Origin of the sequence: Burkholderia sp. AU15512 (assembly GCF_002223325.1) — a bacterium.
Classification (GTDB): Bacteria; Pseudomonadota; Gammaproteobacteria; order Burkholderiales; family Burkholderiaceae; genus Burkholderia.
On sequence record NZ_NKEX01000008.1, the window covers coordinates 722,871 to 746,325 of the forward strand.

General features: G+C 67.9%; 22 protein-coding genes. 12 read left to right on the top strand and 10 right to left on the bottom strand.

Annotated elements, in window-relative coordinates; genetic code table 11:
- Positions 1–18 precede the first annotated feature (18 nt).
- The 6 genes from cpaB to CFB43_RS35510 all read right to left on the bottom strand — a co-directional run bounded on the left by cpaB (position 19) and on the right by CFB43_RS35510 (position 3,743).
- Complete coding sequence (gene cpaB, locus CFB43_RS35485) at positions 19–858, bottom strand: Flp pilus assembly protein CpaB (protein ID WP_089498739.1); 840 nt, start codon at positions 856–858, stop codon at positions 19–21.
- Between the two features lie 35 nt (positions 859–893).
- The gene (locus tag CFB43_RS35490) at positions 894–2,294 is read right to left on the bottom strand and encodes an ATPase (protein ID WP_089498740.1); all 1,401 of its coding nucleotides are present in this window, start codon (positions 2,292–2,294) and stop codon (positions 894–896) included.
- Between the two features lie 32 nt (positions 2,295–2,326).
- Positions 2,327–2,866: an A24 family peptidase gene (locus CFB43_RS35495; RefSeq protein ID WP_089498741.1), complete on the bottom strand. Its 540-nt coding sequence runs from the start codon at positions 2,864–2,866 to the stop codon at positions 2,327–2,329.
- Positions 2,867–2,929: 63 nt separating this feature from the next.
- Complete coding sequence (locus tag CFB43_RS35500; protein WP_089429729.1) at positions 2,930–3,136, bottom strand: Flp family type IVb pilin; 207 nt, start codon at positions 3,134–3,136, stop codon at positions 2,930–2,932.
- An 82-nt stretch (positions 3,137–3,218) separates the two neighbouring features.
- Positions 3,219–3,410 carry a Flp family type IVb pilin gene (locus tag CFB43_RS35505; RefSeq protein WP_089476198.1) on the bottom strand — a complete coding sequence of 64 codons (192 nt, stop codon included), beginning with the start codon at positions 3,408–3,410 and terminating at the stop codon, positions 3,219–3,221.
- Positions 3,411–3,551: 141 nt separating this feature from the next.
- Entirely contained in the window at positions 3,552–3,743 is a 192-nt protein-coding gene (locus CFB43_RS35510; protein ID WP_039355485.1) for a Flp family type IVb pilin, read from the bottom strand.
- Between the two features lie 1,053 nt (positions 3,744–4,796).
- Here CFB43_RS35510 and CFB43_RS35515 point away from each other — a divergent pair.
- The 6 genes from CFB43_RS35515 to CFB43_RS39070 all read left to right on the top strand — a co-directional run bounded on the left by CFB43_RS35515 (position 4,797) and on the right by CFB43_RS39070 (position 10,641).
- Complete coding sequence (locus tag CFB43_RS35515; protein WP_089498742.1) at positions 4,797–6,035, top strand: glycosyltransferase family 87 protein; 1,239 nt, start codon at positions 4,797–4,799, stop codon at positions 6,033–6,035.
- The gene (locus CFB43_RS35520) at positions 6,032–7,411 is read left to right on the top strand and encodes a glycosyltransferase family 87 protein (protein WP_089498743.1); all 1,380 of its coding nucleotides are present in this window, start codon (positions 6,032–6,034) and stop codon (positions 7,409–7,411) included. Before CFB43_RS35515 ends, CFB43_RS35520 begins: the two co-directional genes overlap by 4 nt.
- 24 nt (positions 7,412–7,435) lie before the next feature.
- Positions 7,436–8,479: a glycosyltransferase family 2 protein gene (locus tag CFB43_RS35525; RefSeq protein ID WP_089498744.1), complete on the top strand. Its 1,044-nt coding sequence runs from the start codon at positions 7,436–7,438 to the stop codon at positions 8,477–8,479.
- A gap of 15 nt (positions 8,480–8,494) precedes the next feature.
- Positions 8,495–8,878 carry a GtrA family protein gene (locus CFB43_RS35530; protein WP_089498745.1) on the top strand — a complete coding sequence of 128 codons (384 nt, stop codon included), beginning with the start codon at positions 8,495–8,497 and terminating at the stop codon, positions 8,876–8,878.
- A 303-nt stretch (positions 8,879–9,181) separates the two neighbouring features.
- Complete coding sequence (locus CFB43_RS35535) at positions 9,182–9,685, top strand: inclusion body family protein (protein WP_011349899.1); 504 nt, start codon at positions 9,182–9,184, stop codon at positions 9,683–9,685.
- Between the two features lie 65 nt (positions 9,686–9,750).
- Entirely contained in the window at positions 9,751–10,641 is an 891-nt protein-coding gene (locus tag CFB43_RS39070; protein WP_089498746.1) for an AidA/PixA family protein, read from the top strand.
- Positions 10,642–10,669: 28 nt separating this feature from the next.
- Here the strand turns inward: CFB43_RS39070 and CFB43_RS35545 are convergent, their stop codons facing one another.
- Both CFB43_RS35545 and CFB43_RS35550 read right to left on the bottom strand, forming a co-directional pair.
- Positions 10,670–11,608, bottom strand: coding sequence for an ABC transporter substrate-binding protein (locus CFB43_RS35545; RefSeq protein WP_089498747.1), 939 nt, complete (start codon positions 11,606–11,608; stop codon positions 10,670–10,672).
- Positions 11,609–11,707: 99 nt separating this feature from the next.
- Positions 11,708–12,826, bottom strand: a complete 1,119-nt coding sequence (locus CFB43_RS35550) for a TauD/TfdA family dioxygenase (protein ID WP_089498748.1) — start codon at positions 12,824–12,826, stop codon at positions 11,708–11,710.
- 434 nt (positions 12,827–13,260) lie between these two features.
- On the opposite strand from CFB43_RS35550, the gene CFB43_RS35560 reads away from it, so the two are divergent.
- Both CFB43_RS35560 and CFB43_RS35565 read left to right on the top strand, forming a co-directional pair.
- On the top strand, positions 13,261–14,694 hold the full coding sequence (locus CFB43_RS35560; protein WP_089498749.1) for an MFS transporter: 1,434 nt from the start codon (positions 13,261–13,263) through the stop codon (positions 14,692–14,694).
- A gap of 52 nt (positions 14,695–14,746) precedes the next feature.
- Positions 14,747–16,015: an ATP-grasp domain-containing protein gene (locus CFB43_RS35565; RefSeq protein WP_089498750.1), complete on the top strand. Its 1,269-nt coding sequence runs from the start codon at positions 14,747–14,749 to the stop codon at positions 16,013–16,015.
- Positions 16,016–16,048: 33 nt separating this feature from the next.
- Here CFB43_RS35565 and CFB43_RS35570 read toward each other — a convergent pair whose 3' ends face one another.
- Positions 16,049–16,924, bottom strand: a complete 876-nt coding sequence (locus CFB43_RS35570; protein WP_089498751.1) for a LysR family transcriptional regulator — start codon at positions 16,922–16,924, stop codon at positions 16,049–16,051.
- A gap of 167 nt (positions 16,925–17,091) precedes the next feature.
- Between CFB43_RS35570 and CFB43_RS35575 the strand changes: the two genes are divergently transcribed.
- Positions 17,092–18,036 (top strand): hypothetical protein, encoded by a 945-nt coding sequence (locus CFB43_RS35575; RefSeq protein ID WP_089498752.1) that lies wholly within the window; start codon positions 17,092–17,094, stop codon positions 18,034–18,036.
- A gap of 49 nt (positions 18,037–18,085) precedes the next feature.
- Positions 18,086–19,309, top strand: a complete 1,224-nt coding sequence (locus CFB43_RS35580) for an ATP-grasp domain-containing protein (RefSeq protein ID WP_089498753.1) — start codon at positions 18,086–18,088, stop codon at positions 19,307–19,309.
- 70 nt (positions 19,310–19,379) lie between these two features.
- Here the strand turns inward: CFB43_RS35580 and CFB43_RS35585 are convergent, their stop codons facing one another.
- Positions 19,380–19,913 carry a GNAT family N-acetyltransferase gene (locus tag CFB43_RS35585; RefSeq protein ID WP_256990191.1) on the bottom strand — a complete coding sequence of 178 codons (534 nt, stop codon included), beginning with the start codon at positions 19,911–19,913 and terminating at the stop codon, positions 19,380–19,382.
- A 469-nt stretch (positions 19,914–20,382) separates the two neighbouring features.
- Between CFB43_RS35585 and CFB43_RS35590 the strand changes: the two genes are divergently transcribed.
- Complete coding sequence (locus tag CFB43_RS35590; RefSeq protein ID WP_089498754.1) at positions 20,383–21,585, top strand: AAA family ATPase; 1,203 nt, start codon at positions 20,383–20,385, stop codon at positions 21,583–21,585.
- 4 nt (positions 21,586–21,589) lie between these two features.
- Positions 21,590–23,299, top strand: a complete 1,710-nt coding sequence (locus CFB43_RS35595) for a cobaltochelatase CobT-related protein (protein WP_089498755.1) — start codon at positions 21,590–21,592, stop codon at positions 23,297–23,299.
- Positions 23,300–23,455 lie beyond the last annotated feature (156 nt).

The window sequence follows — 23,455 nt, forward strand, 5'->3', positions numbered from 1 at the left end:
TGACTTCAAAGAACCGATTCAGAAACACTCGACGCTGCCCTTCACGCCCGTCAGCACGCCGACGCAGTCGCGCCGCACTTCCGGCCCCGCGTGCGATGCGACGTGCACGCGCACCGTCTTCACGCGGGCCGGTGCCGGCGGCGCTTCGGGTGCGGGCTCCTTGCCGAGCAGCGTCAGCTTGGTCGCCCCGTCGGTGTTCAGCGTCTTCTGGTCGACCTGGTTGCGCAGCACGAGCGACAGCGTGCCGACACTGCGCGCGAGGTCGAGCCGTTCGGCCTGGTCGGGCGTGACTTCCAGCGTCACCGCGTTGACGACTTTCGGCGCCGTATCGTCGCGGCTGACCTGCTGTGCGACGGCGAGCACGAGGATGTGCTCGAGCACGATCTTCGAGATGCTCTGCCCGTCGGTCTTGCCCTGTTGTTCCTGCGTGTTGACGATCACGTCGACGTAGTTGCCCGGCAGCGCGAAGCCCGCGACGCCGACTACGTCGTTCACGCGCACCGTGATCGCGCGGCTGCCGTCGGCGATGACCGCGGACAGCCCGCCCTTCGTGCCGACCGGCGCGAGCTTCGACTCGATCACCGGCTCGCCGCGTGCGAGGCTGGTGCGCACGACGCGCCCTTCGAGCCCCTTCGTATCGGTGAACGCGCCGGTGGGCACGCTGCCCGACGGCCAGCTGACCATGTGGATCTGGTTCGGCCCGAGCGGCTCGCCCAGGTTCAGGTCGGTGGTGGCCACCGCGACCGGCGTAACCGAGCTCGTGGACGTCTGCACCAGCCAGTGGGACGCGAACACGACCGCGGCAAGACCCGCGACCATCGCGACGACCAGCATCATGACCGCTCGACTGTTTTTCATGGCAATGCTCCTCGACGAATCGTGAAAGAAACGGCTCAACCGGTGACGTAGGTGCGCCCGCCGCGCTCGACGGGCGGCGGATGGCTGCCGTCCCGTTCGGGCACCGTGCCGAAATAGCTCGCCCATGCGTCGTACAGCGCGTCGTGCGTCACCTCGGGCGGATCGCCGCGGTAACGCGCGCCGGCGGCCACGAGACGCAACAGGTCCGCCGGGAAACAGGCGAGAAACGCCTTGCCGGTCGGCAGGTGCAGCCGATGCAGCAGGTAGTCGAATGCATCGCTCGCCGAGACGAGCCCGAGCGATGCGCAGGCCGCGTTGTACACCGCGCGGTAGTCGTCGATCGACATCGCGCCGACGTGCAGCTTCGAACCGAGGCGGCGCAGGAACGCGTCGTCGCCCAGCTGCTCCGGCGACAGGTTGCTCGAGAACACCGGCCAAACGTCGAACGGCATCACGAAGCGGTTGCCGGATTCGAGCGTCAGCAAATCGACGCCGCGATCGAGCGGGCGCAGCCAGCGATTGAGCAGGTCGCGCGGCTCGACGCGCTGGCGGCCGAGATCGTCGACGACGTACATGCCCAGGTTCGCCTTCATGTGCGGCGGCGCCTGGTAGAAGCCGGCGGCCTCGTCGCGGCGCAGGTCGAGCTCGTCGAGCGTCAGTTCGCCGCCCGACATCACGACCGGCCGGTGGCACAGGCGCCAGCGGCGATCGACCGACAGGCCGCCGGACGGCGTGTCCGCGTCGACGTGCACGAGCGGGTCGTAGATCTGGATCACTTCGCCGGCCGCCCAGATCGCGTGCGGCACCGGCACGCGGCCGCGCATCAGCGAGCCGAGCCGCTCGGCGAGGAAGGTCTTGCCGCTGCCGGCCGGGCCGTGGATCAGCAGCGGACGGCCCGCGTTCAGCGCGGCCGCCGCCGCATCGAGCAGCGACGTGTCGATCACGATCCCTTCGAACGCCGCCCACACTTCGTCCTGGCTGATGCGCAGCTTGCGTACCGAATGCGCGTCCAGGCACGCGATATAGGCATCGAGCGTCACCGGTGCGGGCCCGCTGTAGCCGCTGCGGGCCCGTTCTTCCAGCGCGAGCACGCGGCCCGCGTCGGTCAGGCGGAACGTGACGTCGAGATCGGTCGCACCTCGGTGCGTGAGTTCGACGAGATGCTCGCGCACCAGGAATGCGAAGACGTCGTCGAGCACCGCGAGCGACAGGCAGTGCCGTTCGACCAGGTCGCCGTAAGACGGGCGGCCGAGCATCAGCGTCGACTTCAGCACGAGGCCGGCAACGAACGTCATGCTCAACCCGGTTTCCTCGAGCGAGCGCGGCGCCACCGGCAACTGCGCCCCCAGCTTCGTATGCACTTCCCGCGACGGCAACGGATCGGGCAGGCGTGCCACCTGTGCGTCGCGTCTCGGTTCGGTGTGATTCGTGTTCATGATCGTTGCGTCCTCGTTGCGGATGCGTCGCGCTATGCGCACGACGCGAACAGCATGCCCAGCGTGCCGGCCGCGATCGCCACGCCGTACGGCAGCGTGCCGACCGATGCGATGTCGACGGGGCCGCCGGCGGCCTCGGCGCTCGCGCCCGGCGAGCGCCGCGCGAGCAACGCGCGCACGTTCGCCCACATCTGGCGCATCCGCCCGCGCAGCAGCGCGAAGGCGATGGCGCCGACCCCGCCGGCCAGGAAGGTGGCCAGCACGATGTAAAACGTCATTTCCGCGCCGACCCAGGCGCCGATCGCGAGCATCAGCTTCACGTCGCCGGCCGCCATGCCGCGCAACAGGTAGAACGGCAGCAGCATGCCGAAGCCGGTCGCGGCGCCGGCGAGCCAGCCGAGTGCACCGGCCACGACACCGTGCAGCAGGCACTGGGCAACCAGCGCGCCGGCCAGGCCGAGCAGGACGAGACGGTTCGGAATGCGACGGGTCGCGATGTCCGTGCTGGCCGCGGCGACCGCGAGCAGCGTCACGCACAACGGAACCGGGTACGGCGGCGCAACGGGGAGCATGGCGAACCTCGCAGTCGAATCGGTGGAATCCGTGGAATCAGTGGAATCAGTGGAATCGGCGGATCAGGAAACCATTGCCAGCGCGGTGGCCACGGCAGCCGTCACGGCCGTCGCGATCACCTCGTACGTATCGGCAAGCGAGCCTTTCAGCGTGACGACGCTGCCCAGCACCGCAACGGCGAACATCGCGCCGAGCAATGCATATTCGGTCGACGTCACCCCCTGCTCGTCGCTGATCCAGCGACGTACGACGCGCATCGTGGCTTGCATGATGGTCTCCGGTTCCGGGTCGATCAGATGACCGGGGACGGCTCGAGCGCTGCACCGGCCGAGCCGTCCGCGGCACGATCCATCAGATGGCTGCGACCGCCGAATCGAGGTCGTCCGCGATCGTGGTGAACACGGTCTTCAGGTCCTTGCCGACCGTCGTCAGCGCGGCGATGATGCCGATGGCGATCAGTGCGGCGATGAGGCCGTATTCGATGGCCGTCACACCGTCTTCGTCGCGGATGAAACGGCTGGCTTGTTGAATGAACTTGGACATGATGATCTCCTTGCGTAGTCACTTTCAGATCCCTCGCGTGCCGGCAGGATCGATTGATCCGGCATCGATACGTCGAGGCATGGTGTTAATGCCGTGTGGCGCCAACGAACGAATCGGACGAGCCGTTCGCCGCACCGTCCATCAAATCGCAGCAACGATCGAATCCAGATCGTCGGCGACCGTGCTGAATACGGTCTTCAGATCCGTACCGACCGTCGTCAACGCGGCGACGATGCCGATCGCGATCAGCGCGGCGATCAGGCCGTATTCAATGGCCGTCACGCCGCCCTGATCCTCGACGAGCCAGGCGATCTTCTCGATGATTCTTGACATGAGCACTCTCCTTTCGGACTGCTATGAAATACCCGTCGTCCGTCAGGACGTCGGGGGTGGGCACCACCGGCACTACTCGAAAAATCGGAACGCGTCGCTCAGCCGCGGGAGCGGGGATCGACACCCCTGCCCGTGCGAACGGGTATCAGTGAGGCAGTGAGCGAGAGAGGCGTGTACGGTGCGACCGGCCGGACGAACCGGACAATCGGATCGACCGGAACGGCACGACGGCCGTTCGACGCATGGAATCCAGTTGAACGGGAGACAAACTCCCGGAAAATCCGCAATGTGTCTTTAATGCGGTTTGCGATCCGCAATATGCCGTGGCCTTTCATTTTTTATTCCCCATATGCTGCCATGCCGATTTCTTATTGCCCTGACGATACCGGGTCTCTTGGGTCATTCGACGAAGTCTTGCCCGGTTGATCGACCTGGAGCCGCGTGTTCATCGTCGCGCTCCGGCCTTTCTTTCCGCAGGTGATTCCGAAGCGGGTTCCGTCCGACTTTGCTGGAACCGCCCGGTCGTCACCTCGTCGACTGCCGTGCCAACGCTTACGCAAAGAGCAGGCCACCCCGAACGAAATCCAGGCGTATCAAGCGTTCCAGCGATGCCGTTGCTCCCCGGCCCGAGGCCCGATGCGCGAAATGTTTCAAAATTGATCTATCCCGCCGGCGCCAGCATTGCACGCCTGAACGGCCGCAGCCGCCCTGCAGCAAGGGGCCAAATTTTTTTCTCGGGACTTTCCCGAACACGTCAGGCCGCCCGGGCGCCGCGATATCGGCGGCGCGCAAGCCCGGTAAAAAATGCGGAACGTTTCAAGCCAGATACATGAAATCCGGTCGCGCCGTTTTCTCATACGTGAAAACGCGGTTTTCACGCGCATCGCTGAACAATTTAAATACCCGCCGCCCGTGTGCGGTTTGCATCGCGCGATTTTTTCTTCAACAATGAATTCACCGGACAACGCGATTTCAGCGCGATTCGATCCGCGGGCACGCCAACATGAAAACGGCTGTGAAAGACCACGCAGCCTTCACTACAGACGGGGAATCATGTACACAGCCAACCGTGAAATCCGCGGGCGTGCAATACGCCGCGTCCAATGGCTGACAGCCGATCGGATCGTTCCGTACAGCTGCATCATGCTGATGCTCTTCATCGCATTGCTGATCGTATGGGGAATCGTGACCGACGGCTTCACGTCGACCACCACGGTCCGCCCCGGCACCGACTTCTCCGTCTTCTGGACCGCATCGCATCTCGTGTTGCAAGGCCACGCCGCATCGGCCTACGACATTTCGTCATTCAAGCAGGCCGAGTTCGCGCACTTCGGTGCGTCTCTGCAGCACCAGCCGCTTCCCTGGCTCTATCCGCCGACGATGCTGCTGTTCATCGCGCCGCTTGCCCTTGTGCCTTTCCTGCCCGCGTATTTCCTCTTTTTGGCGGGCAGTCTTTTATGCTACGCGTTCGCCGTCTCGCGGTTGTCGGGATTGCGCGCGCATCTTCCCCACCCGCGCGCCGCCACGCTCGTCGTGGTCGCGTACTCGGGGGTGTGCCTGTCCGCGCTGTTCGGCCAGAACAGCGTCCTGACCGCCGGCCTCGCCGCGCTCGCGCTGCATCTGCTGGGCAAGCGCCCGGTCCTGGCCGGCGTGGTGATCGGGTTGCTTGCGATCAAGCCGCAACTCGCCGTCGTGTTCCCGTTCGTGCTGATCGCGGCGCGGGCATGGCGCACGTTCGCGGCGGCCGCGCTGAGCGCGACGCTGTTCGCGGCGGCCGGGATTGCACTGACCGGCCCCGGCGCGCTGCACGGTTTGAGCCAGGCCATGTCGACGGTACGCGACATGCATTTCATGCTCGCGTCGTACTGGTACGCGTCGCCGACGCCGTTCGCCGCGTTGCGGCTCGCCGGTGCGCCAGTAGCCGCCGCGCTGACCGCGCAAGCGGCCGTCGCACTGCTCGCCATCGCCGCGGCTGTCGACGTATGGCGCCGTACGCCCGACATGCGCCTGCGTGGCGCGGCGCTGGCGGTCGCCACGCTGCTGACGACGCCCTATCTGTGGCACTACGAACTGACGTGGCTCGGCATCGCGATCTTCTGCCTGATCGCGCACGGCCTCGACGAAGGCTGGCTGCCCGGCGACCAGGGCATCCTCGTGCTTGCGTGGCTGCTGCCGGTCTTCGAGATGTTCAACCGGTTGACGAAGCTGCCTCAGATCGGGCCGGTCGTGCTGCTCGCGGTGCTGTTCGTCGTCGTGCGTCGCGCGGCCCTCGCGTCACGGAACACGCGATGAAAGCGCCTTCGTTCGCCCGCCACGCGCATGCCGCCGCCGCTGTGCATCCGGAACTCCCGATCGCGGGCCCGCGCCGCTATCCGCACTGGCTCAATCGCGAACGCGTGCGCCTTTATGCGGCCGCCGTGCTGATGGCGGAACTGCTGTTCATCGGCATCTACTCATTCCGCGTGTTTCTGTCGCACCCCGGCGCACCGGAACCGCTGTCGCCGGATTTCTCGCCGATCTGGAGCGCGGCGTGGCTCGCGGCGCACGGGCATGCGGCGGACGCATGGCATTTTCCCGCGCTGTTCGCAGTCCAGAAGCTCGCGATTCCGGCGATGAATCTCGCGGACGGCACAATGCCGTGGCTCTATCCGCCGTCCATGCTGCTGCTCGTGCTGCCGCTCGGCTGGCTGCCGTACACGCTGGCGCTCGTGCTGTGGCTCGGGCTCACGTATGGGCTGTTCGCGGCGACGATCCGCGCGACCGTGCAGCGCGATGCCGCGTGGCTGTGCGCGCTCGCGTTCCCCGGCGCGTTCCTCACGGTGATCGTCGGGCAGACCAGCCTCTTCACCGCGTTGCTTGCCGGCGCCGGCCTGCTCGCGCTGAACCGCCGCCCTGTGTGCGCCGGAATCTGCTTCGGTTTGCTGACGATGAAGCCGCAGCTCGCGGTGCTGTTCCCGCTCGCGCTGCTGTGCGCGGGTCAATGGCGCGCGCTGGCCGCTTGGGCCGCGACGCTCGCGTGCAGCGTCGCGCTCTCGACCCTCGCGTTCGGGTTCGGCCCGTGGCTCACGTTCGCGCATGTGATCGACAACGTCTACGCGATCGTCGGCGCCGGCCAGGCCAGGCTCGTGCGCATGCCGTCGGTGTTCGCGCTCGCCACGCTGGCAGGCTGGCCCGCCTTCGTCGCGAACGGCCTTCAGCTGCTGTCGGTCGCGACCGCGGCCATCGCCGTCATCTATGCATGGCGCGGCGCCTGTTCGTACGCGCTGCGCGCCGCGACCCTCGCCTGCGCCTGCCTGCTCGTCAGCCCCTACCTGTACGACTACGACCTGACCTGGTACGGCATCGTGATCGCGTGGTACGCGCGCTATGCGTGGACGCATGGCTGGCGGCGCTTCGATCGCGAATGGCTGCTGCTGCTGTGGCTGATGCCGCTCGCGGGCCTCGCGGTCGTGCCGCATCTGTCGTTCCAGTTCATGCCGCTCGTCACGCTGGCGTCGCTCGGGCTGCTCGTCAGCCGGATTGCCCGGGAACGACACGACGTGCCGTCGATGCCGGACACCCACGACAACGCGACCGAAACCGCGTTCACGCATCCGGCCCGAACGCACCACCGCCCGGCGTACGGAATGCGCCGCACCGGCCGACCGACCATCGGCGCGCATCGGTGAAACGACATCACAAGAGGAATCATCATGCGGGAACCACTCTATGCACCGCTCATCTCGCTGGTCGTGCCGTTCTATAACGAAGGCGAGGCCGTCGAGCACTTCTTCGACGTCGTGATGCCGCTGATGACGTCCATCGACGCGATCCGGTTCGAGATCGTCTGCGTGAACGACGGCAGCCGCGACGACACGCTCGACCGGCTGATCCGGATCAGCAGCGCCGAGCGGCGCGTGCGCGTGATCGATCTCACCCGCAACTTCGGCAAGGAAGCGGCGCTCACGGCCGGCCTCGACGAAGCGCTCGGCGACGCGGTGATCCCGCTCGACGCCGACCTGCAGGATCCGCCGAGCCTGATCCCCGTGATGATCGAGCACTGGCGCGACGGCGCGGAAGTCGTCGCGGCGAAGCGCAGCAACCGCGCGTGCGACTCGTTCGCGAAACGCACGGCGGCCGCGATCTACTATCGCGTGCACAACCTGCTGTCGGACGTGAAACTGCCGGAGAACGTCGGCGATTTCCGGCTGATGGACCGCAAGGTCGTGAACGCGCTGCGCAACCTGCCCGAGCGGCATCGCTTCATGAAGGGGCTGTTCGCGTGGGTCGGCTACCGCACCGTGATCGTCGAATACCAGCGCGACGCGCGCAGCGCCGGGCACTCTAAGTTCTCCGGCTGGAAGCTGTGGAATTTCGCGCTGGAAGGCATCACCAGCTTCAGCACCGTACCGCTGCGCAGCTGGACCTACATCGGCGTCGGCATCGCCACGCTCGCGTTCCTGTACGGCGCGTTCATCATCTTCCGCACGCTGCTGTTCGGCAATCCGGTGCTCGGCTACGCATCGCTGATCTCGGTCACGCTGTTCATCGGCGGGATCGAGCTCATCGGAATCGGTGTCGTCGGCGAATATGTCGGGCGGATCTACGACGAGTCGAAGCAACGGCCCGTCTACCTGATCCGCCGCCGCTACCAGGCGCACGGCAAGGTGATCGAACTCCCGGTCGCGCGCGATGCACGCCGCCAGATCGCCCGCCGGCGCGTGCAGCCGACCCGTGCGCGGATCGGCGCACGCTGACGCGCGCCAACGGCCATGATCGCCCTGCTCCATGCCGAGCGCACGCGGCTCGTGCGCTTCGGCGTGTCCGGGCTCGGCTCGACCGCGATCCACACGCTGGTGGCCGCGGCGCTGTTCGCGCGGTTCGATGCGACGCTGGTGACGGCGAACGCGATCGCCTTCCTGTGCGCGACGGCCTTCTCGTATCTCGCGAATACGCTGTGGAGCTTCTCGTCGACGGTGGGCACGCGCAACGCGGTGCGCTTTCTCGCGGTCACGCTGGCCGGCTTCGTCGAAACGATGCTGCTCGCGCGTGCGGCCGAAGCGCTCGAAGGCTCTCGCGGAATGAGCATCGTCGCGATCGCGCTGCTGGTTCCGCCGACCACGTTCGCGCTGCACCGGCTGTGGACCTACCGGTAAGCCATCCCGCTCCCTTTCCGCCGCTCCCGGAATTAATCGGCCACTCCATTAACAGGTTCAATGTCGTTATATTTATGTAACGCATCGAGCCGATTGAATCCGATTTCAAAATTACCGTCTGAAATAATATTAATACCCTGTTTACTTTTACAGCTTCCGGAATTAACCGAACGGGATAATCTGCATTCGCCATCTCGCCTGCACGTGTCTTGATCGGCACGAAGCCTTGCAGGACAAGGCGATGGCGGCCGCACGAAGAAATTCGCGCAACAATAAGTCCCATTCATTCAAACGGGAGCTTCTATGTCACGCGTCACTGATGTGCTCGTCTCTTTCGATACCGAAACCATTCTCAAAAAATATCCGAATCCCAGCAAGAACCCGGCCGCACCGACGCTGATCGATTGGCGCTATGTCTATATGGTGACCAACCAGGACAACGTCATCTCCGGGCAGGCGGGCGGCGAACTCGACCTGAAGGCGCAGGTCGGCGACCTGATCCGCTGGCGTGAAACGAGCCTGTCGCTGGGCTTCGAGAACCAGGTCGTGTTCTACAAGTTCGTCGGCAACGTCGGCAACGAACTGATCTCGACGCCGACGCCGCGCGTCGCGGAAGCGTCCATTCCGGTGCCGAACACCAGCAAGCCCGAGGTGCCGACCTGCCAGAAGGTCGCGAACTACTACTGGTCGTCGGAATGCCTGAAAGTCGGCCGCGTGACGTACCACTTCCAGTTCCAGATCATCGATCGCAACTGCCAGAGCCAGGGCTGCTTCTCCTGGGATCCGTTCATCTCGATCCATAACTGATCGCGGCAGGCGGGCGGCCGCGCGGCGGCTGCCCGCGTCATCCACTTGTTGCGGAGGAAGCGCTCATGTCTGGTCTTCGTTGCGATGTGCTGGTGATCGTCGACGCCGTCACGTTGCTGTCGGCCTACCCGGAGGCAAGCCGGGACCCGGCCGCGCCGACCGTGATCGACGGCCGGCACCTCTATGTGGTGAGCCCCGGCGACGCCGCGCAGCTCGGCCACAACGACAGCCGCCTCTTTACCGGCCTCTCGCCGGGCGACCAGCTGCGCCTGCGCGAAACCGCGCTGGCCTTGCGTGCCGAGGCAAGCGTGCTGTTCGTCCGGTTCACGTTGAAGGATGCGGGCATCGTCGCGCCGATCGAACCCGAAGTGCGCGACGCGGCCACGCCCGTGCCGGATGCCGACGACCTGCTGCATCCGCCGTGCCATCCGATGAAGGACCACTACTGGCGCAGCGACGTGCTGGCCGCGGGCGCCACCACGTGTACGGCCGATTTCGGCGTATACGACCGCGACGGCAACGTATCGGGCTATTTCCAATGGGAAACGTCGATCGAGATCGCGGGGAGCCGGCCGGACACGAAGCAGCCCGGTTTCAAGCCGTCGTCGGATCGCAATGGCCACTTCACGCTGCCGCCGAATACGGCGTTCAAGGCGATCTTCTACGCGAATGCCGCCGACCGGCAGGACCTGAAACTCTTCGTCGATGACGCGCCGGAACCGGCCGCATCGTTCGTCGGCAACAGCGAGGACGGCGTCAGGATGTTCACGCTGAACTCGAAAGGCGGCAAGATCCGGATCGACGCGTCGGCCAACGGCAGGCCATCCGCGACCGATGCGCGCCTCGCGCCGCTGTCCGCGGGCGACTCCGTCTGGCTCGGCTGGCTGGGCGCCGAGGACGGCGCCGATGCCGACTACAACGACGGCATCGTGATCCTGCAGTGGCCGATCACGTGAGCGTCGCGGCAATCGGCACGCGGGCGGTTCAGGTACGCGGCAGCCCCGGCGGATTGGTCTGCGACCGCTCGATCGCTTCGGCGTCGAGGCTCCAGCGGCCGAGCACCTTCCGGTAGCTGCCGTTCGCGATCAGCGCATTGATCGCGACCGTCAGCGGATCGGCGAGGCCGCTGCCCTTGCGCGTCGTGATCGCGATGTCCGCGGTGCGCGGCCAGCCGCCGCTCACCGTGCCGATCAGCTTCGCATCGCCGCGCAGCGACGCCTGGTACGCGAGCATCGAATTCACGCTGAAGATCGTGTCGACGCGCCCCGACTGCAGCGCGACCCAGCGCTCGGCCGCGTCCGCGTAATACTGGATCTCGACCGGCGCGAGGCCGCGCGCGACGTTCTGCCGGTTCCACTCGAGCAGGATCTTTTCCTGGTTCGTGCCCGAATCGGTCACGACGCGCAACCCTGCAACATCTTTCGGCTCGCGGATCGCGGCGATCCGGCTGCCGTTCTTCACGTAGAAGCCGAGCTGATCCTTCCGGTAGGTCGAGAAGTCGAATTTCTCCTTGCGCTGTTCGGTCACCGTCACGTTCGAGATCACCGCGTCGACCTTGCCGGACTGCAGCGCGAGTGGCCAGTCGGCCCACGAAAGCGGCACGAGCTTCAGCTTGCGGCCGATGCTGTCCGCGACGAGCTGCGCGAGATCGGGATCGAAGCCGACCACCGTTCGCGCATCGGTCGCATAGGTGCTGAGCGGCGGCAGGTTCGGCGCGATGCCGATCGTCAGCGTGTTCGCCTCGGCAAAGCGGAAGCCGGCCGGCAACGCCTGCTCGACCGCCGGGTTCACGGTGCCGCGCTGGCGGCCGGGCTGCTCGGGGCTCAGGTCGAATGTCGCGGCCTGCGCGGCCGCGCAGCCGCCGATCAGGACGGCGGCCAGCACGCGAACGACGCGCACGACGGGAAATGCTGTTCTTTTCATATATTCTGGATTCCTTTATTTTTTGATGACGCGTGCGCGGAACGCGGGCGGGGCCGAACGATGTTCACCGTCCGTCGCCGCCTGGCGTTCGCGGCCCGCTCAGGCGGGCGTCGCCTCGAGTTCGGCCGCGGCCGCGCGTTGCGTCACCGGCTGGGCGACCGGCGACGGGCGGGTTGCCTGCGACTCGCCCGCATACAGCGCCTTCGGATCGAACACGCGCGCCTGCAGCGGCGTGAACGCGCGGAAGTTCCACAGGCTGCGCGCGACGAACACGCGCTGCACCCAGCGGAATGCCCGGTCGTTCTCGTCGTATTGCGGATCGAAACGGTCGCGCGAATGCAGCGTGAAATGATTGTTGATCAGCACCAGCTTGCCCGGTTGAATCTGCACGCCGAACGACACCTCGCGCACCGCGCGATACAGGTTGGCCAGCGCCTCCTGCGCGCGCGTGTTGACCGCCAGCACCATGTCCGGATAGAACGCGACCGTCACGCGCGGCGCCTCGAGCGGCCCCGACAGCACCGCGCTCAGGTCGGTGTTGTCGCGCGGCGTCGGCGCCGCCCCGCGCCACCGGTACGGCACGCGGATGATGTAGTGCTCGCCGTAGAGTTGCGCGATATCGTCCGGCGACAGCAGTTGCAGCGCACGACGCGCATCGGCGAGCCGCGTGTACGGGCCGCCGCCGGCTTCGCTGCGCACGCCGAGCAGCAGCAACGCGAACGGCGACGTATCGCCTTCCGGCATGTGCGCCTGCGCGGCGTTCTCGATATGGAAATCGAGCTCGACCTCGGAGCCCAGGCCCGTATAGTCGCGCGCGGTCGCCTTGTGCGGCGTGAGGTTGTTCACGAGCTCGCGGCCTTCGTGCGCAATCGAATACGGCTCGCCGGCCAGCGTGCTCAACGCGACCAGCACGTTCTCGCTCAGCACGCCGGCCTTGAACGAGCGGCCGGTTTCCTCGAACCGCGGGCTGCCCTTTACGTCGTCGTCGATCGGCAGGTTGTCGATCTCGATCGAGCCGTGCGCATCGGCGGTGGGCGCCTTCGCGCGATCGAACGCGTCGACGACCCGGTCGGGAAACGCGGTGTAGGCAAGCTTGCGCACCGCGCTGATGTAGCCCGCGCCGCCCGCCGGATCATAGGGCAGTGCGCCGAGCGTCGTCCGGATGTGACCGGATTCCGCTGCCGTCAAAACGATGCGTTCATCTGCGAGATAGGTCATAGGTCTCTCGTATAAAGATCGGGGGTCGATAAGCGGTAGGGCACTACCGCCGCGCGTGGCCGTCCTCGGGGCCCGGCGCTCGACAAGACTAGGAGACCGTCATTGCATTTCGAAATGATATTAATTCGATTGCAAACAAAAAATTTCGATATAAGTTCAGCAACGCGGCGAGCGGCGGGCCGCGTCGTTCGTACCGTCGCTTAACACGAATGGTTGTTAAAAAATCGCTGGTTATTATTTGTATTCGCTAACGGGTCGATGCTAGTTTTCTGTCGGATTCGACGATGCGCCGGCCGTCGATCGGCAGCCGGCGCCCTTCCTCCGCCCACGGAAACCCGTTAGATGAACCGATTCCCTCTGCTGCGCAGTACGCCCGGAAACGACGCGCCGTTGGCTGCGCGCCGCCCCACCCGCCACGCGGCGCGGAGGCCCCGATGAGCGATCGCGCGCCGGCACTCGAGCCCACGCTAGCCGCCGGTGCGCCGCCGCATCGCACGTCGCTGCGCGCGATCTTCCCGACCGTCGCGGCCGCGAGCCTCGGCTTCGCGATCGTCCAGCTCGACGTGACCGTGGTCAACGTCGCGATCCCGAGCCTCGGCCATTCATTCGGATCGAGCGTCCACGGGCTGCAATGGATCGTCGATGCGTACACGCTGTCGTTCGCCGCGCTGCTGCTGACGTCCGGCACGCTGGCCGACCGCTTCGGCAGCCGCCGGCTGTTCGCGTACGGCCTCGCGCTGTTCCTGCTGGCATCGCTCGGCTGCGCACTCGCGCCGTCGCTGGCCGCGCTGATCGCCGCGCGCGTCGCGCAGGGCGTGGGCGCCGCGATGATCCTGCCCACGTCGCTCGCGCTCATCACGCACGCGTGCGCGAACGATGCCGCCGCCCGTGTGCGGGCCGTCGCGTGGTGGAGCGCGACGGGCGGCGCGATCAGCGCGGCCGGGCCGACGCTCGGCGGCCTGCTGATCGATTCGCTCGGCTGGCGCGCGATCTTCTTCATCAACCTGCCGATCTGTGCAGGCGGCCTGTGGCTCACGCTGCGCCATGTGCGCGATTCGGCCGCCGCGCGCACGCGGCTGTTCGATCCGGCCGGCCAGATCGTCGCGGTGCTCGTGCTCGCGCTGCTGACGGGCGGGATCATCCGGGCCGGCGCGCAGGGGGTTCGCGATCCGTATGCGGCCGGTGCGCTGGCCGCGTCGGTCGTGCTCGGCGCGCTGTTCGTCGCGATCGAGCGGCGCGTGGCCGCGCCGATGCTGCAGCTCGCCTTCTTCCGGATCGCGCGCGTGCCCGGCGTGCTCGCGATCGGCGCGATCACGAATGCCGCGTTCTACGGGCTGATCTTCTCGCTGAGCCTCTATTTCCAGAACGCGCGCGGCTTCACCGCGACCGGGTCGGGGCTCGCGCTCGCGCCGCTCACGATCATCATGCTCGCCAACATCGCGAGCGCGCGTCTCGCCGTCCGCCATGGCTTCCGCGCGACCGTCATCGTCGGCCTCGCCGTGTCGCTCGCGGGCTACGTGTGGCTGTGGCAGACGCTCGGCGCACACACGCCGTATGCGCTGCTGGCGCCCGGGCTCGCGGCGATGGCGATCGGCGGCGGCATCGCGATTCCCGCGCTGACCTCGACGATGCTCGGCAGCGTCGAGGCCGGGCGCTCGGCCACCGCGTCGGCGATCCTCAATACCGCGCGCCAGGTGGGCGCAGCCGTCGGCGTCGCGGCGCTCGGCGCACTGGTCGCGGGCCAGGGCGCGGCGATCGCGGCCGGCGCGGCGCGCGGGTTCGCGGTCGCGGCCTTGCTCGTCGCCCTGTGCATCGTGCTGGCCGCGCGCTGGCCCGGCGATGCGCCCGATAGCGGCCCGCGGGCGTGAGCCCGTGCCGTCGGCCCTCCTTCAACCGATCCCACAGCCCAGCGAGGAATCCATGCCGCACCGCTTCATCGATACCGTCCTGATCGTCGACGGCGCGTCGACCGCCGCCTATCTGGCGCCCGCGTTCCGCGCCTACGGCATCCGTTGCGCGCACGTGATCAGCGACCCCGATCTGCCGGAGATCTACCGGAACCAGTTCGTCCCGTCCGACTATATCCGCCAGGTCCAGCATCACGGCGACGTCGACGCGACGCTCGCGCAGTTGAGCGACCTGCGGATCGGCGCGGTGCTGCACGGCCTCGACGCGGCGCTAGAACTGGCCGACACGCTCGCCGAACGGCTCGACGTGCCGACGCGCAATCCGCTCGCGACGTCGGCCGCGCGGCGCGACAAGTACGCGATGAACGAGCGGATTCGCCAGGCCGGCTTGCGTGCCCCGGCCCATTTCCACAGCACGTCGGTCGACGCCGCCCTCGAATGGGCACGCGCATACGGCAAGCTGCCGCTCGTGGTGAAGCCGGCGCGCAGCGCGGGCGTGACCGGCGTGAAGATCTGCCGGACGCTCGACCAGGTCGAGGCCGCCGCGCGCGACGTGCTGGCCACCCGTTCGCTGTACAACCAGCCGAACGACGACATCGTGATCCAGAGCTATTCGGAGGGGCAGGAATACATCGTCGATTCGGTGTCGTTCGAAGGCCGCCACCGGGTGGTCAGCCTGTGGGAAGTGCACCGCGACCGCACGCATGCACCGCGGCTCGACAAGATGCTGGTGCTGAATCACGCCGATCCGCGCTACGCGCCGCTGCTCGACTACGCGGCCGCCGTGCTCGACGCGCTGGACGTGCGTTTCGGGCCGACCCATCTCGAACTGTTCGATACGGCCGACGGCCCGACGATCGTCGAGCTGAACGCGCGGCTGCACGGCAGCCTCGATCCGCGGCTGACGAGCGCGGTCAGCGGCGAGAATCACGTGTCGGCCGCCGTGGAAGCGGTGCTGCATCCGGAGCGGCTGTTCGGTGACGTCGCCGCGACGACGGATTTTCGCGGTTACTGCGGGCACGTGCTGCTGCTGTCGTCGCGCAACGGCGTGCTGCGGCAGGACTTCACGTGGCAGGCGATCCAGGCGCTGCCCTCATTCGTCGGGCTCAAGCAATGGGCGAAGGTGGGCGACACGCTGCGCGTGACCACCGATCTGCAGACGGCGCTCGGCACCGTCGGCCTGTACAGCCCGACGTTCGAGCGGCTACTGGAGGATTGCCGGCGGATTCGCGAGATCGAGGCTGAATTCTTCGCGGATGAACGGGTGATTGCGCCGGCGTAGCGCGCGCAGTACGGCGCGCCGAAGCGCGCTCCGCTAGCGCCCGAGCAGCGCCCCCGCCTGCCGCCCGAGCACCGCGCGCAATGTATCGAGCTCGGGCAGCTCGGGCGCTGCTTCGGACGTGACGAGATAGGTCGTCACACTGTCGAGATCATCGAACGAATGCGCCCGCAGTTCCTTGCGCGCCACGTACTCGGTCGTGATCCGCTTCGGCAGGATCGCTATGCCCATGCCCGCCGCCACGCAGCCGAGGATCGCGCCGAACGTGCCGAACGACGCCACCGACTCGATCGCGATACCGCGCGCCTTCAGCCAGTGCTCCGCGACCGCGCGATACGGGCAGCCGTCGTGAAACGCGAGCAGCCGCACCGTATTGTCGGCCAGCACCTGCCGCCGCGTGGCCGTGGTCGCGCTCACCAGCACCATCTCTTCGGCGAACGCCGGCTCGTAGCGCAACCCGGGCCGGACGACCGCGCGCGCGGTGAGCGCGGCGTCGATCCGGCCGCGCAGCAGTGCGTCGGCCAGATCCGGTTCGCTGCCGATCTGCACCGCGAGGCCGAGCGCCGGGTCGCGCGCCTTCAACGCGGCGGCGAGCGCCGGCAGCCGCGTGGCCGCCGTGCTTTCCATCGAGCCGAGCCGGAAGCTGCGCGCGACCGGTGCTTCGCGCACCACCTGCGTCGCTTCGTCGACGAGGCGCAGGATGCGATCGCAATACGGAATCAGCCGGCGCCCGGCGTCGTTCAGCACCAGCCGCTTGCCGTGCCGGTCGAACAGCGGCGCGTCGAGCGACGCTTCGAGCAGGCGCAGCCGCGCGGTGACGTTCGACTGCGTGCAGCCGAGCCGTTCGGCCGCGCGCAGCGCACTGCCTTCCTGAACGACGGCCCGGAAGGTTTCGAGCAGAGGGATGTTCATATCACTTTCTCTTGTTACTGATCACGGTAATATCATTTTACTTCGCCAAAAATACGGATTAGCCTTGCGGATACCCGGTGCCCGACGGCCCGCTCCCGAGGAATCCGCATGCCCTTCTCCGCCTGCCCAGGTCGTCCGACCGTCCGCCGTCGCTCCGAGGCTTGCCCGTGCGCACGCTGATCGCCGCGCTGGTGCGGCGCGGCCCGACCGTGCTCGCGTGCGGTGTCGGCCTCGGGCTGCTGGTGCCGCCGCTCGCGGCTCTCGCACGGCCGCTGATGCCCGTCACCGTGTTCCTGTTCGTGCTCGGCACACTGTTGCGCGTCGAGCCCAGCGCGGTGCGCGCGGTCGCGCGGCGGCCGGCCGTGTCGCTGCTGCTGCCCGCCGCGACGATGATCGCGTGCCCGGTCGCGCTCGGCATCGCCGCGCGGCTCGCCGGCATGCCGTACGACTGGGTCGTCGCGCTGGTGATCGCGTACTGCGCGCCGCCGTCGAGCGGCACGTCGACGATCGCGCGGATGCTGTCGCTCGACGCCAGCGTCGCGCTCGTCGCGACCCTCGCGTCGATGGTGTTCGTGCCGCTCACCGCGCCGCTGCTGACGGCCTGGTTCAGCCACGATGCGGCCGTGTCGATTTCACCTTTGACGCTCGCGTTACGGCTCGCGCTGCTGATCGGCAGCGCGGAGGGCGTCGCGCTGCTCGTGCGGCGCTTCGCCGGCTCACGGCTCGACCGCTATGCGACGCCGATCGATGCGACCGTCGTCGCCGCGCTGCTGGTGTTCGCGCTCGGCACGATGGCCGGCATGCAGCAATCGATCATCGACGCGCCGCATCGCGCGCTGACCGCGATCGCCCTCGCGTTCGCCGTCAACGCGGGCTTCCAGGTCATCGCGTACGGGCTCACGCCCGGCGACGTCCGCACGCGGCTCAATGTCGCGCTGATCGTCGCCAATCGCAACGTCGGCCTGATGTGGGCCGCGCTCGGGCTCGCCGCGACGCCCACCATGGCGCTCGTGTTCACCTGCGCGCAGTTGCCGATCTACACGCTGCCGCGCGTCGTCCAGCATCTGTTGCCGCGCCTCGAAGCGCAGCGCCTGCGCCGCCGTGCGCGCTAGCCGGCACGCGATGCCGTTCCCCTCTTCCGCCTTCGATCAAGGATCCAGCATGAAGCGACTCATCGTGATCGGCGCCCGCGCCACCGGCAGCAGCCTCGCGCTCGTACGCGGCGCACTTGCGCGGCAAGCGGCCGTGACCGTGATCACCGCCCCCGGGCACCGTCTCGACGGCGTCTTTCCGGCGGGCGTCGAGACGATCAACCTCGAACCCGATGCCGGCCAGCTCGCCGGCTGGCTGCGCACGCGCTATCCGGACGAGCTCGACACGCTGCGCGTGACGACCGCGCACGACACCTACGCGCGCACCGCCGCGTGGGTCGCCGATGCGCTCGGCCTGCCCGGCCCCGATGCGCGCCACGTCGCGCACGCGGTGTCGAAGTCGAACCAGAAGGCGCTGCTCGCCACGCACGGCATCCCGGCCGCGCACTTCGTCACGGGCACGCTGGCCGCGCCGGCGGCGCTCGCGGCCGCGGCCGCCCCGCTGCGTTTCCCGGTCGTCGTCAAGCCGTCGGAAGGCTCGGCGAGTGATGGCGTGCGGCGCTGCGAGGACATCGCCGAGGTCCGTGCTCAGCTCGACGCCCTCGCCGCCGGGCACGCCGACGCGCACGCGCGCGCGACCGAGCGCGTCGTGATCGAGGAATTCCTGAGCGGCAGCGAATACTGCGTCGAGTATTTCGACGGCCGGTACGTCGGCGCGCTGCGCAAGCTGAAACGGCATGGGGCCGGCTTTGTCGAGCGCGGCTATACGTCCGAACTCGACCTCGACGCGGGCACGCTGCGCGCACTGATCGACGTCGGGTCGCGCGCCACGGCGGCCGCCGGGCTGACCTGGGGGCCCGTGCACCTGGACTGCATCGTGCACGACGGCGTGCCGCACGTGATCGAACTGAATCCGCGCATCGCGGGCAGCTTCATCTGCGACATCGTGCGCGACGGCTATGGCTTCAACGTGGTCGAAGCGTTGCTCGACAAGCTCGACGGACGCCCGGTGGACATTCCCGCGCTGTTTGAACCGCATGCGTATGCGCGCGCCGAATTCCTGCTCGACAGCGATCCCCGCGCGTGGCGTTTCGCGCAGGCGGGTGAGATTCACGACGGCACGGTCACGATCAGTTATGGGCCGCAGGTGCTGCCCGATCGCGAGCGGCGCGCGTTTCTTTATGTGCGGGTGGCGCTGCCGGTCGCGCACGGTGTGGAGGGTGCGCCCGCGCATTCCGGTTCGTCGGCCCACGGGCATCCCGTCGGGCAGCCCACCGTTTCCGGCCAGGCGTAAGACGATCGACTGGATGCCGTCCCGGCCTCGGCCGCAAGCCGCCGTGCCGCGTGGCTTCGGTCAGGCACCGTCACAAACGACGCCCCAGTAGCTGCCCCGGCCACCCTTCCACGTCGAAGGGTGAAATTCGCTCATAGCCGCACGACTCGTAGAAACGCACCAGCGCGCCGGTCCCGCCGCCATAGCAGTCCACCCGCAAGCGCGCGACCCCGGCCGCGCGGGCGCGCTCGTCCGCGAAGGCCATCAGGCGCCGGCCGACACCCCGCGCCCGCGCATCGCGCGACGCCACCAGCACGCGCACGTAGATTTCCGGCTCGGTCGCGGGCGGCACGTAGGGCATGGACTCGCCGAGGATCAAGGCGCCGAGGACGCGGCCGTCCTGATCCTCTGCGACCCACGCGTCGGGCAGCGCGCAGGCGTCGGTCACGAGCGCGATCCGACGGGGTTGCGTCGACCAGGGCTCGCGGCCCCATTGCCCGTCGTTGCCGATGGAGACGAACCACGCAATCACGTCGTCGAAGATCGCCAGCACAGCCGGGGCATCGAGTGCGCTGGCATGACGAATCGTCACTTTGTCCACGCCCGTCACCGTCACGTTCAACACTCCTTCGCCAGCGTCATCAGCCGGCGCGCAATGAGATGTCATGCCGGGCTGCCCAGCGACACGCGATGGTAGCCCGACGATCAAGCCTGCTACGGTACTGACATTCCACCCGATTGATCAAGGTGTGGCGGCCCGCGATTCGACATGACGGGTTGTCTTCGTGAAAAAACGGGGAGATCAGCGCAAGGCGGGGGTGTCAATCGACCTTCGCATGCATCGGCGTCCGCCGCGTTGCCGGCGGATCGGCACGGCAAACGTGGTTCGAGGCATAGCAAGGAAACCGAAAGATCATGCCGCAGCGCATCGCCCACGGTGCTCGCCCGATCCCGCGCGCCGACCCGCCGCCTGCTCCGCCCCGGATCGCAGCGAATCGCTTCCCGCGCGAATGTCGCCGTTCACGGCAAAAATATACAATCGACGCGATGCATCGCAGGCATGAAGCGCCAGCCGTCCACTCTCGCTCGCCACCATGAACGCACCCGCTGATTCCACCTCCTCCGCCCCGTCGGTACTCGGCGTCTATCGTCAACTGGCGGACCCGTCCGCCGGGCAATGGATCGTCAGCCGCTCCGAACGCGCGCACCTGTACCGCATCCAGCATCACCGGCCTGACGGCAGCACCTCGGTCGATACGGTCGTCGATGCGGACAACCTCGATGCGAAGCTGCACAAATGGATCCAGGAAGGTTTCGTCCGGCGTGAAGCCGGCGATCGCGCGGCGCCCGCTCATCGCGGCACGTTCATGCAGGCGCTGCGAAGCGCGCACGCGTCGCGACCGGCGGCAGCCGGCGACGCGGCGCACGTCGCGCAGGTGGGCGGCGTGCCGATGCCGCGCGGCCCGGGCGGGCCGCTCGTGCCGCCGCTGAACCCGGCTTACCTGTTCACCGCGCGCGTGACGAACGTGCTGGAAGACATCGTCGAGAACCGCCGCATCCTGCTGATCGGCCACACCGGCACGGGCAAGACGAGCCTCATCGAGCAGGCCGCCGCGCTGGCCGGCCATGGCGTGCTGCGCTCGAACATGAACGGGCAGACGACGGTCGGCGACTTCGTCGGGTTCTGGACCGTCAAGGGCGGCGAAACGATCTGGGTCGACGGCGTGCTGCCGACCGCGATGCGTGAAGGGCTGTGGCTGATCGTCGACGAGATCGACTTCGCGGAACCGGCGATCCTCGCGGTGCTGACCGCCGTGCTCGAACCGGCCGGCCGCTTGTTGTTGAAGGAGAAGGGCAACGAGATCGTCGTCCCGCATCCGTCGTTCCGGCTGTTCGCGACCGCCAATGCGGTGGGCGCGATGGGGCAGTTCCGCCATCTGTACCAGGGCGCCAACGTGATGAACGAGGCGTTTCTCGACCGCTGGCGCGTCTACCGCCTCGACTACCTGCCGCCGCCCGACGAGGCGCGCGTGCTGCAGCGCACGTTCGGGCCGGCCATGACCGCGGCGATGGCCGACACGCTCGCGGCCATCGCGGCCGACTGCCGCGCCGCGTTCGTCCGCGAGGATCTGGCCAGCGCGTTCTCGACGCGGCGCCTGATCGACTGGGCCGAGCTGATGCTGCGCACCGGCGATCCCGAATCGGCCGCCGGCCCGACGATCTATGCAAAGGTCGGCGCGGAGGACGCCGACCTGATCCGCAGCATCATCCGCCACTACATCGACGTCGAGGCCTGACGCGATGGACCGGGACGACGACGCGCGGTCGCTCCACCTGACCCGGCTGGCCCGCACGCTCGCGCAACGGCACGGCATCGAGGTGCGGTTCGCGCGTCACGCGCCCGTCGCGCAGCGCGACCTGCTGGTGCTGCCCGACACGCTGCTTGCCGGCGACGACGACGACGACGATGCGATCACCGGCCTCGTCGACCTCTACGCGGCGCGCGTCCGTTTCAGTGCGATCGATGACCTTGCCGCCCTGGCGTCGCCCGTGGTGCGGGCCATCGCGCAGGCGATCGACGACCGGCGCGCGGCCAGCCGCCTCGCTGCGCTCTATCCCGGCGCGATGACGTTCCTGCGGCGGATGCGCGCGGCGACGGCCGCCGACACGCTCCATCGGTGGCCGCGCATGGCGTGGCGCGACAAGCTGGTGTGGCGCATCGAACGTGCGCTCTGGGACGAACCGCTGCCTGCCATCGAGCGCGTGCCGTCGCTCGACGCGACGATGGCTGCAGCGGGCGATCTCGTCGACGCAGCGCGCGCAGCCGCATCGACCGCCGACAGTATCCGCGCCGCGCACCGGATCGTCGAACGCGTGCGCGCGCTGGCGTCGGCCGGTGCGAACAACATGATGTTCACGGCCGATCCGGGCAGCACGATCGACAGCGACAGCATCGCCGCCGAATTCGAATCGGACGGCCAGGGCGCGCCGGACGACTCCCGTGCGCCCGTTTCCGCCGAATCGGACGCCGGGGCGATCGCCGACACGGCATCGTCCGCCGAAGCACCGACGCCGGGCGACGCGATGCCGCCCCGCACGATCCGCCTGTCCGCGGACAACCGGCCGCTGCTGTCGGTCCCGCTGACCACCGCGTTCGACACGGTGACGGACTTCACCGGCAACGGCGAACCGGCGCGCTGGCACCGCCTGCGAAGCGCGGCCCGCGCGCAGACCGAGCCGCTCAAGCGACGGCTCGAACGGGCATTGAAAGTAGACGAGCAGACGCGCTGGAAACGCGAACAGGAACGCGGCGAGCTCGACCGGATGTCGCTCGCCCGCCTCGTCACGTCGCCCGGCTATCGCACGCCATTCCGCGTCCTGCGCGCCGCACCCGGGCGCGACGCGGCCGTCAGCCTGCTGATCGATTGCAGCGGGTCGATGGCCGGCAGGAAGATCGAACTCGCCAGGCTGTGCACGGCCGCGCTGTGCGATGCGCTGACGCAGCTCGGCTTCGCATGCGAAGTGCTCGGCTACAGTTCCGTCGAGGACGCGGCGATGCGCGCGCACTACCAGCGCTGGATCGACGCCGGCCGCGACACCTTCGGCTATAACCGGTTCGTCGAACGGCTCGACCTGCGCGTCTACAAGCGGTTCGATTCCGACAACCCGAGCGGCCTCGCGTGCATCGAATGCGGCCACGAGAATCCCGACGGCGAGGCGTTGAGCTGGGCCGCCGGGCGGCTGCTGGCGAAGCGGGCGCGGCGGCGAATCCTGATGGTGCTGTCGGACGGCTATCCGGCCACCGGCGACGGCAACCCGGCGATCCTGCGCACCGACCTGCATGCCCGCGTCGATGCGCTGCGCGAGCGGCACGTCGAGCTGATCGGTGTCGGGATACTCGACGATGCGGTGGAAACCTTCTATCCGGTCAGCAGCGTGGTCGAGCATCTGCACGAGTTGCCGGGCGCGGCGTTCAGTGTATTGAGCGATACACTGCTGGATCGGCGCTAGCCTCGCGCGCGGCAGGGTCGAAGCACACTTCGATTCGCCGGCGCGTCACATCGGACGGTTAGCATCGCCGATGGCCGACTCGAATCGCCGCGATGACGCAGGATCCCGCGTTCCGTGGCATTCGACCGGCCGACCGGTTTCGATGTGCACGCGGCC

Excerpts from the sequence above, each read along its gene's own strand:
- cpaB (WP_089498739.1), bottom strand. The coding sequence starts at position 858 with ATGAAAAACAGTCGAGCGGTCATGATGCTGGTCGTCGCGATGGTCGCG.
- CFB43_RS35490 (WP_089498740.1), bottom strand. The coding sequence starts at position 2,294 with ATGAACACGAATCACACCGAACCGAGACGCGACGCACAGGTGGCACGC.
- CFB43_RS35495 (WP_089498741.1), bottom strand. The coding sequence starts at position 2,866 with ATGCTCCCCGTTGCGCCGCCGTACCCGGTTCCGTTGTGCGTGACGCTG.
- CFB43_RS35500 (WP_089429729.1), bottom strand. The coding sequence starts at position 3,136 with ATGCAAGCCACGATGCGCGTCGTACGTCGCTGGATCAGCGACGAGCAG.
- CFB43_RS35505 (WP_089476198.1), bottom strand. The coding sequence starts at position 3,410 with ATGTCCAAGTTCATTCAACAAGCCAGCCGTTTCATCCGCGACGAAGAC.
- CFB43_RS35510 (WP_039355485.1), bottom strand. The coding sequence starts at position 3,743 with ATGTCAAGAATCATCGAGAAGATCGCCTGGCTCGTCGAGGATCAGGGC.
- CFB43_RS35515 (WP_089498742.1), top strand. The coding sequence starts at position 4,797 with ATGTACACAGCCAACCGTGAAATCCGCGGGCGTGCAATACGCCGCGTC.
- CFB43_RS35520 (WP_089498743.1), top strand. The coding sequence starts at position 6,032 with ATGAAAGCGCCTTCGTTCGCCCGCCACGCGCATGCCGCCGCCGCTGTG.
- CFB43_RS35525 (WP_089498744.1), top strand. The coding sequence starts at position 7,436 with ATGCGGGAACCACTCTATGCACCGCTCATCTCGCTGGTCGTGCCGTTC.
- CFB43_RS35530 (WP_089498745.1), top strand. The coding sequence starts at position 8,495 with ATGATCGCCCTGCTCCATGCCGAGCGCACGCGGCTCGTGCGCTTCGGC.
- CFB43_RS35535 (WP_011349899.1), top strand. The coding sequence starts at position 9,182 with ATGTCACGCGTCACTGATGTGCTCGTCTCTTTCGATACCGAAACCATT.
- CFB43_RS39070 (WP_089498746.1), top strand. The coding sequence starts at position 9,751 with ATGTCTGGTCTTCGTTGCGATGTGCTGGTGATCGTCGACGCCGTCACG.
- CFB43_RS35545 (WP_089498747.1), bottom strand. The coding sequence starts at position 11,608 with ATGAAAAGAACAGCATTTCCCGTCGTGCGCGTCGTTCGCGTGCTGGCC.
- CFB43_RS35550 (WP_089498748.1), bottom strand. The coding sequence starts at position 12,826 with ATGACCTATCTCGCAGATGAACGCATCGTTTTGACGGCAGCGGAATCC.
- CFB43_RS35560 (WP_089498749.1), top strand. The coding sequence starts at position 13,261 with ATGAGCGATCGCGCGCCGGCACTCGAGCCCACGCTAGCCGCCGGTGCG.
- CFB43_RS35565 (WP_089498750.1), top strand. The coding sequence starts at position 14,747 with ATGCCGCACCGCTTCATCGATACCGTCCTGATCGTCGACGGCGCGTCG.
- CFB43_RS35570 (WP_089498751.1), bottom strand. The coding sequence starts at position 16,924 with ATGAACATCCCTCTGCTCGAAACCTTCCGGGCCGTCGTTCAGGAAGGC.
- CFB43_RS35580 (WP_089498753.1), top strand. The coding sequence starts at position 18,086 with ATGAAGCGACTCATCGTGATCGGCGCCCGCGCCACCGGCAGCAGCCTC.
- CFB43_RS35590 (WP_089498754.1), top strand. The coding sequence starts at position 20,383 with ATGAACGCACCCGCTGATTCCACCTCCTCCGCCCCGTCGGTACTCGGC.
- CFB43_RS35595 (WP_089498755.1), top strand. The coding sequence starts at position 21,590 with ATGGACCGGGACGACGACGCGCGGTCGCTCCACCTGACCCGGCTGGCC.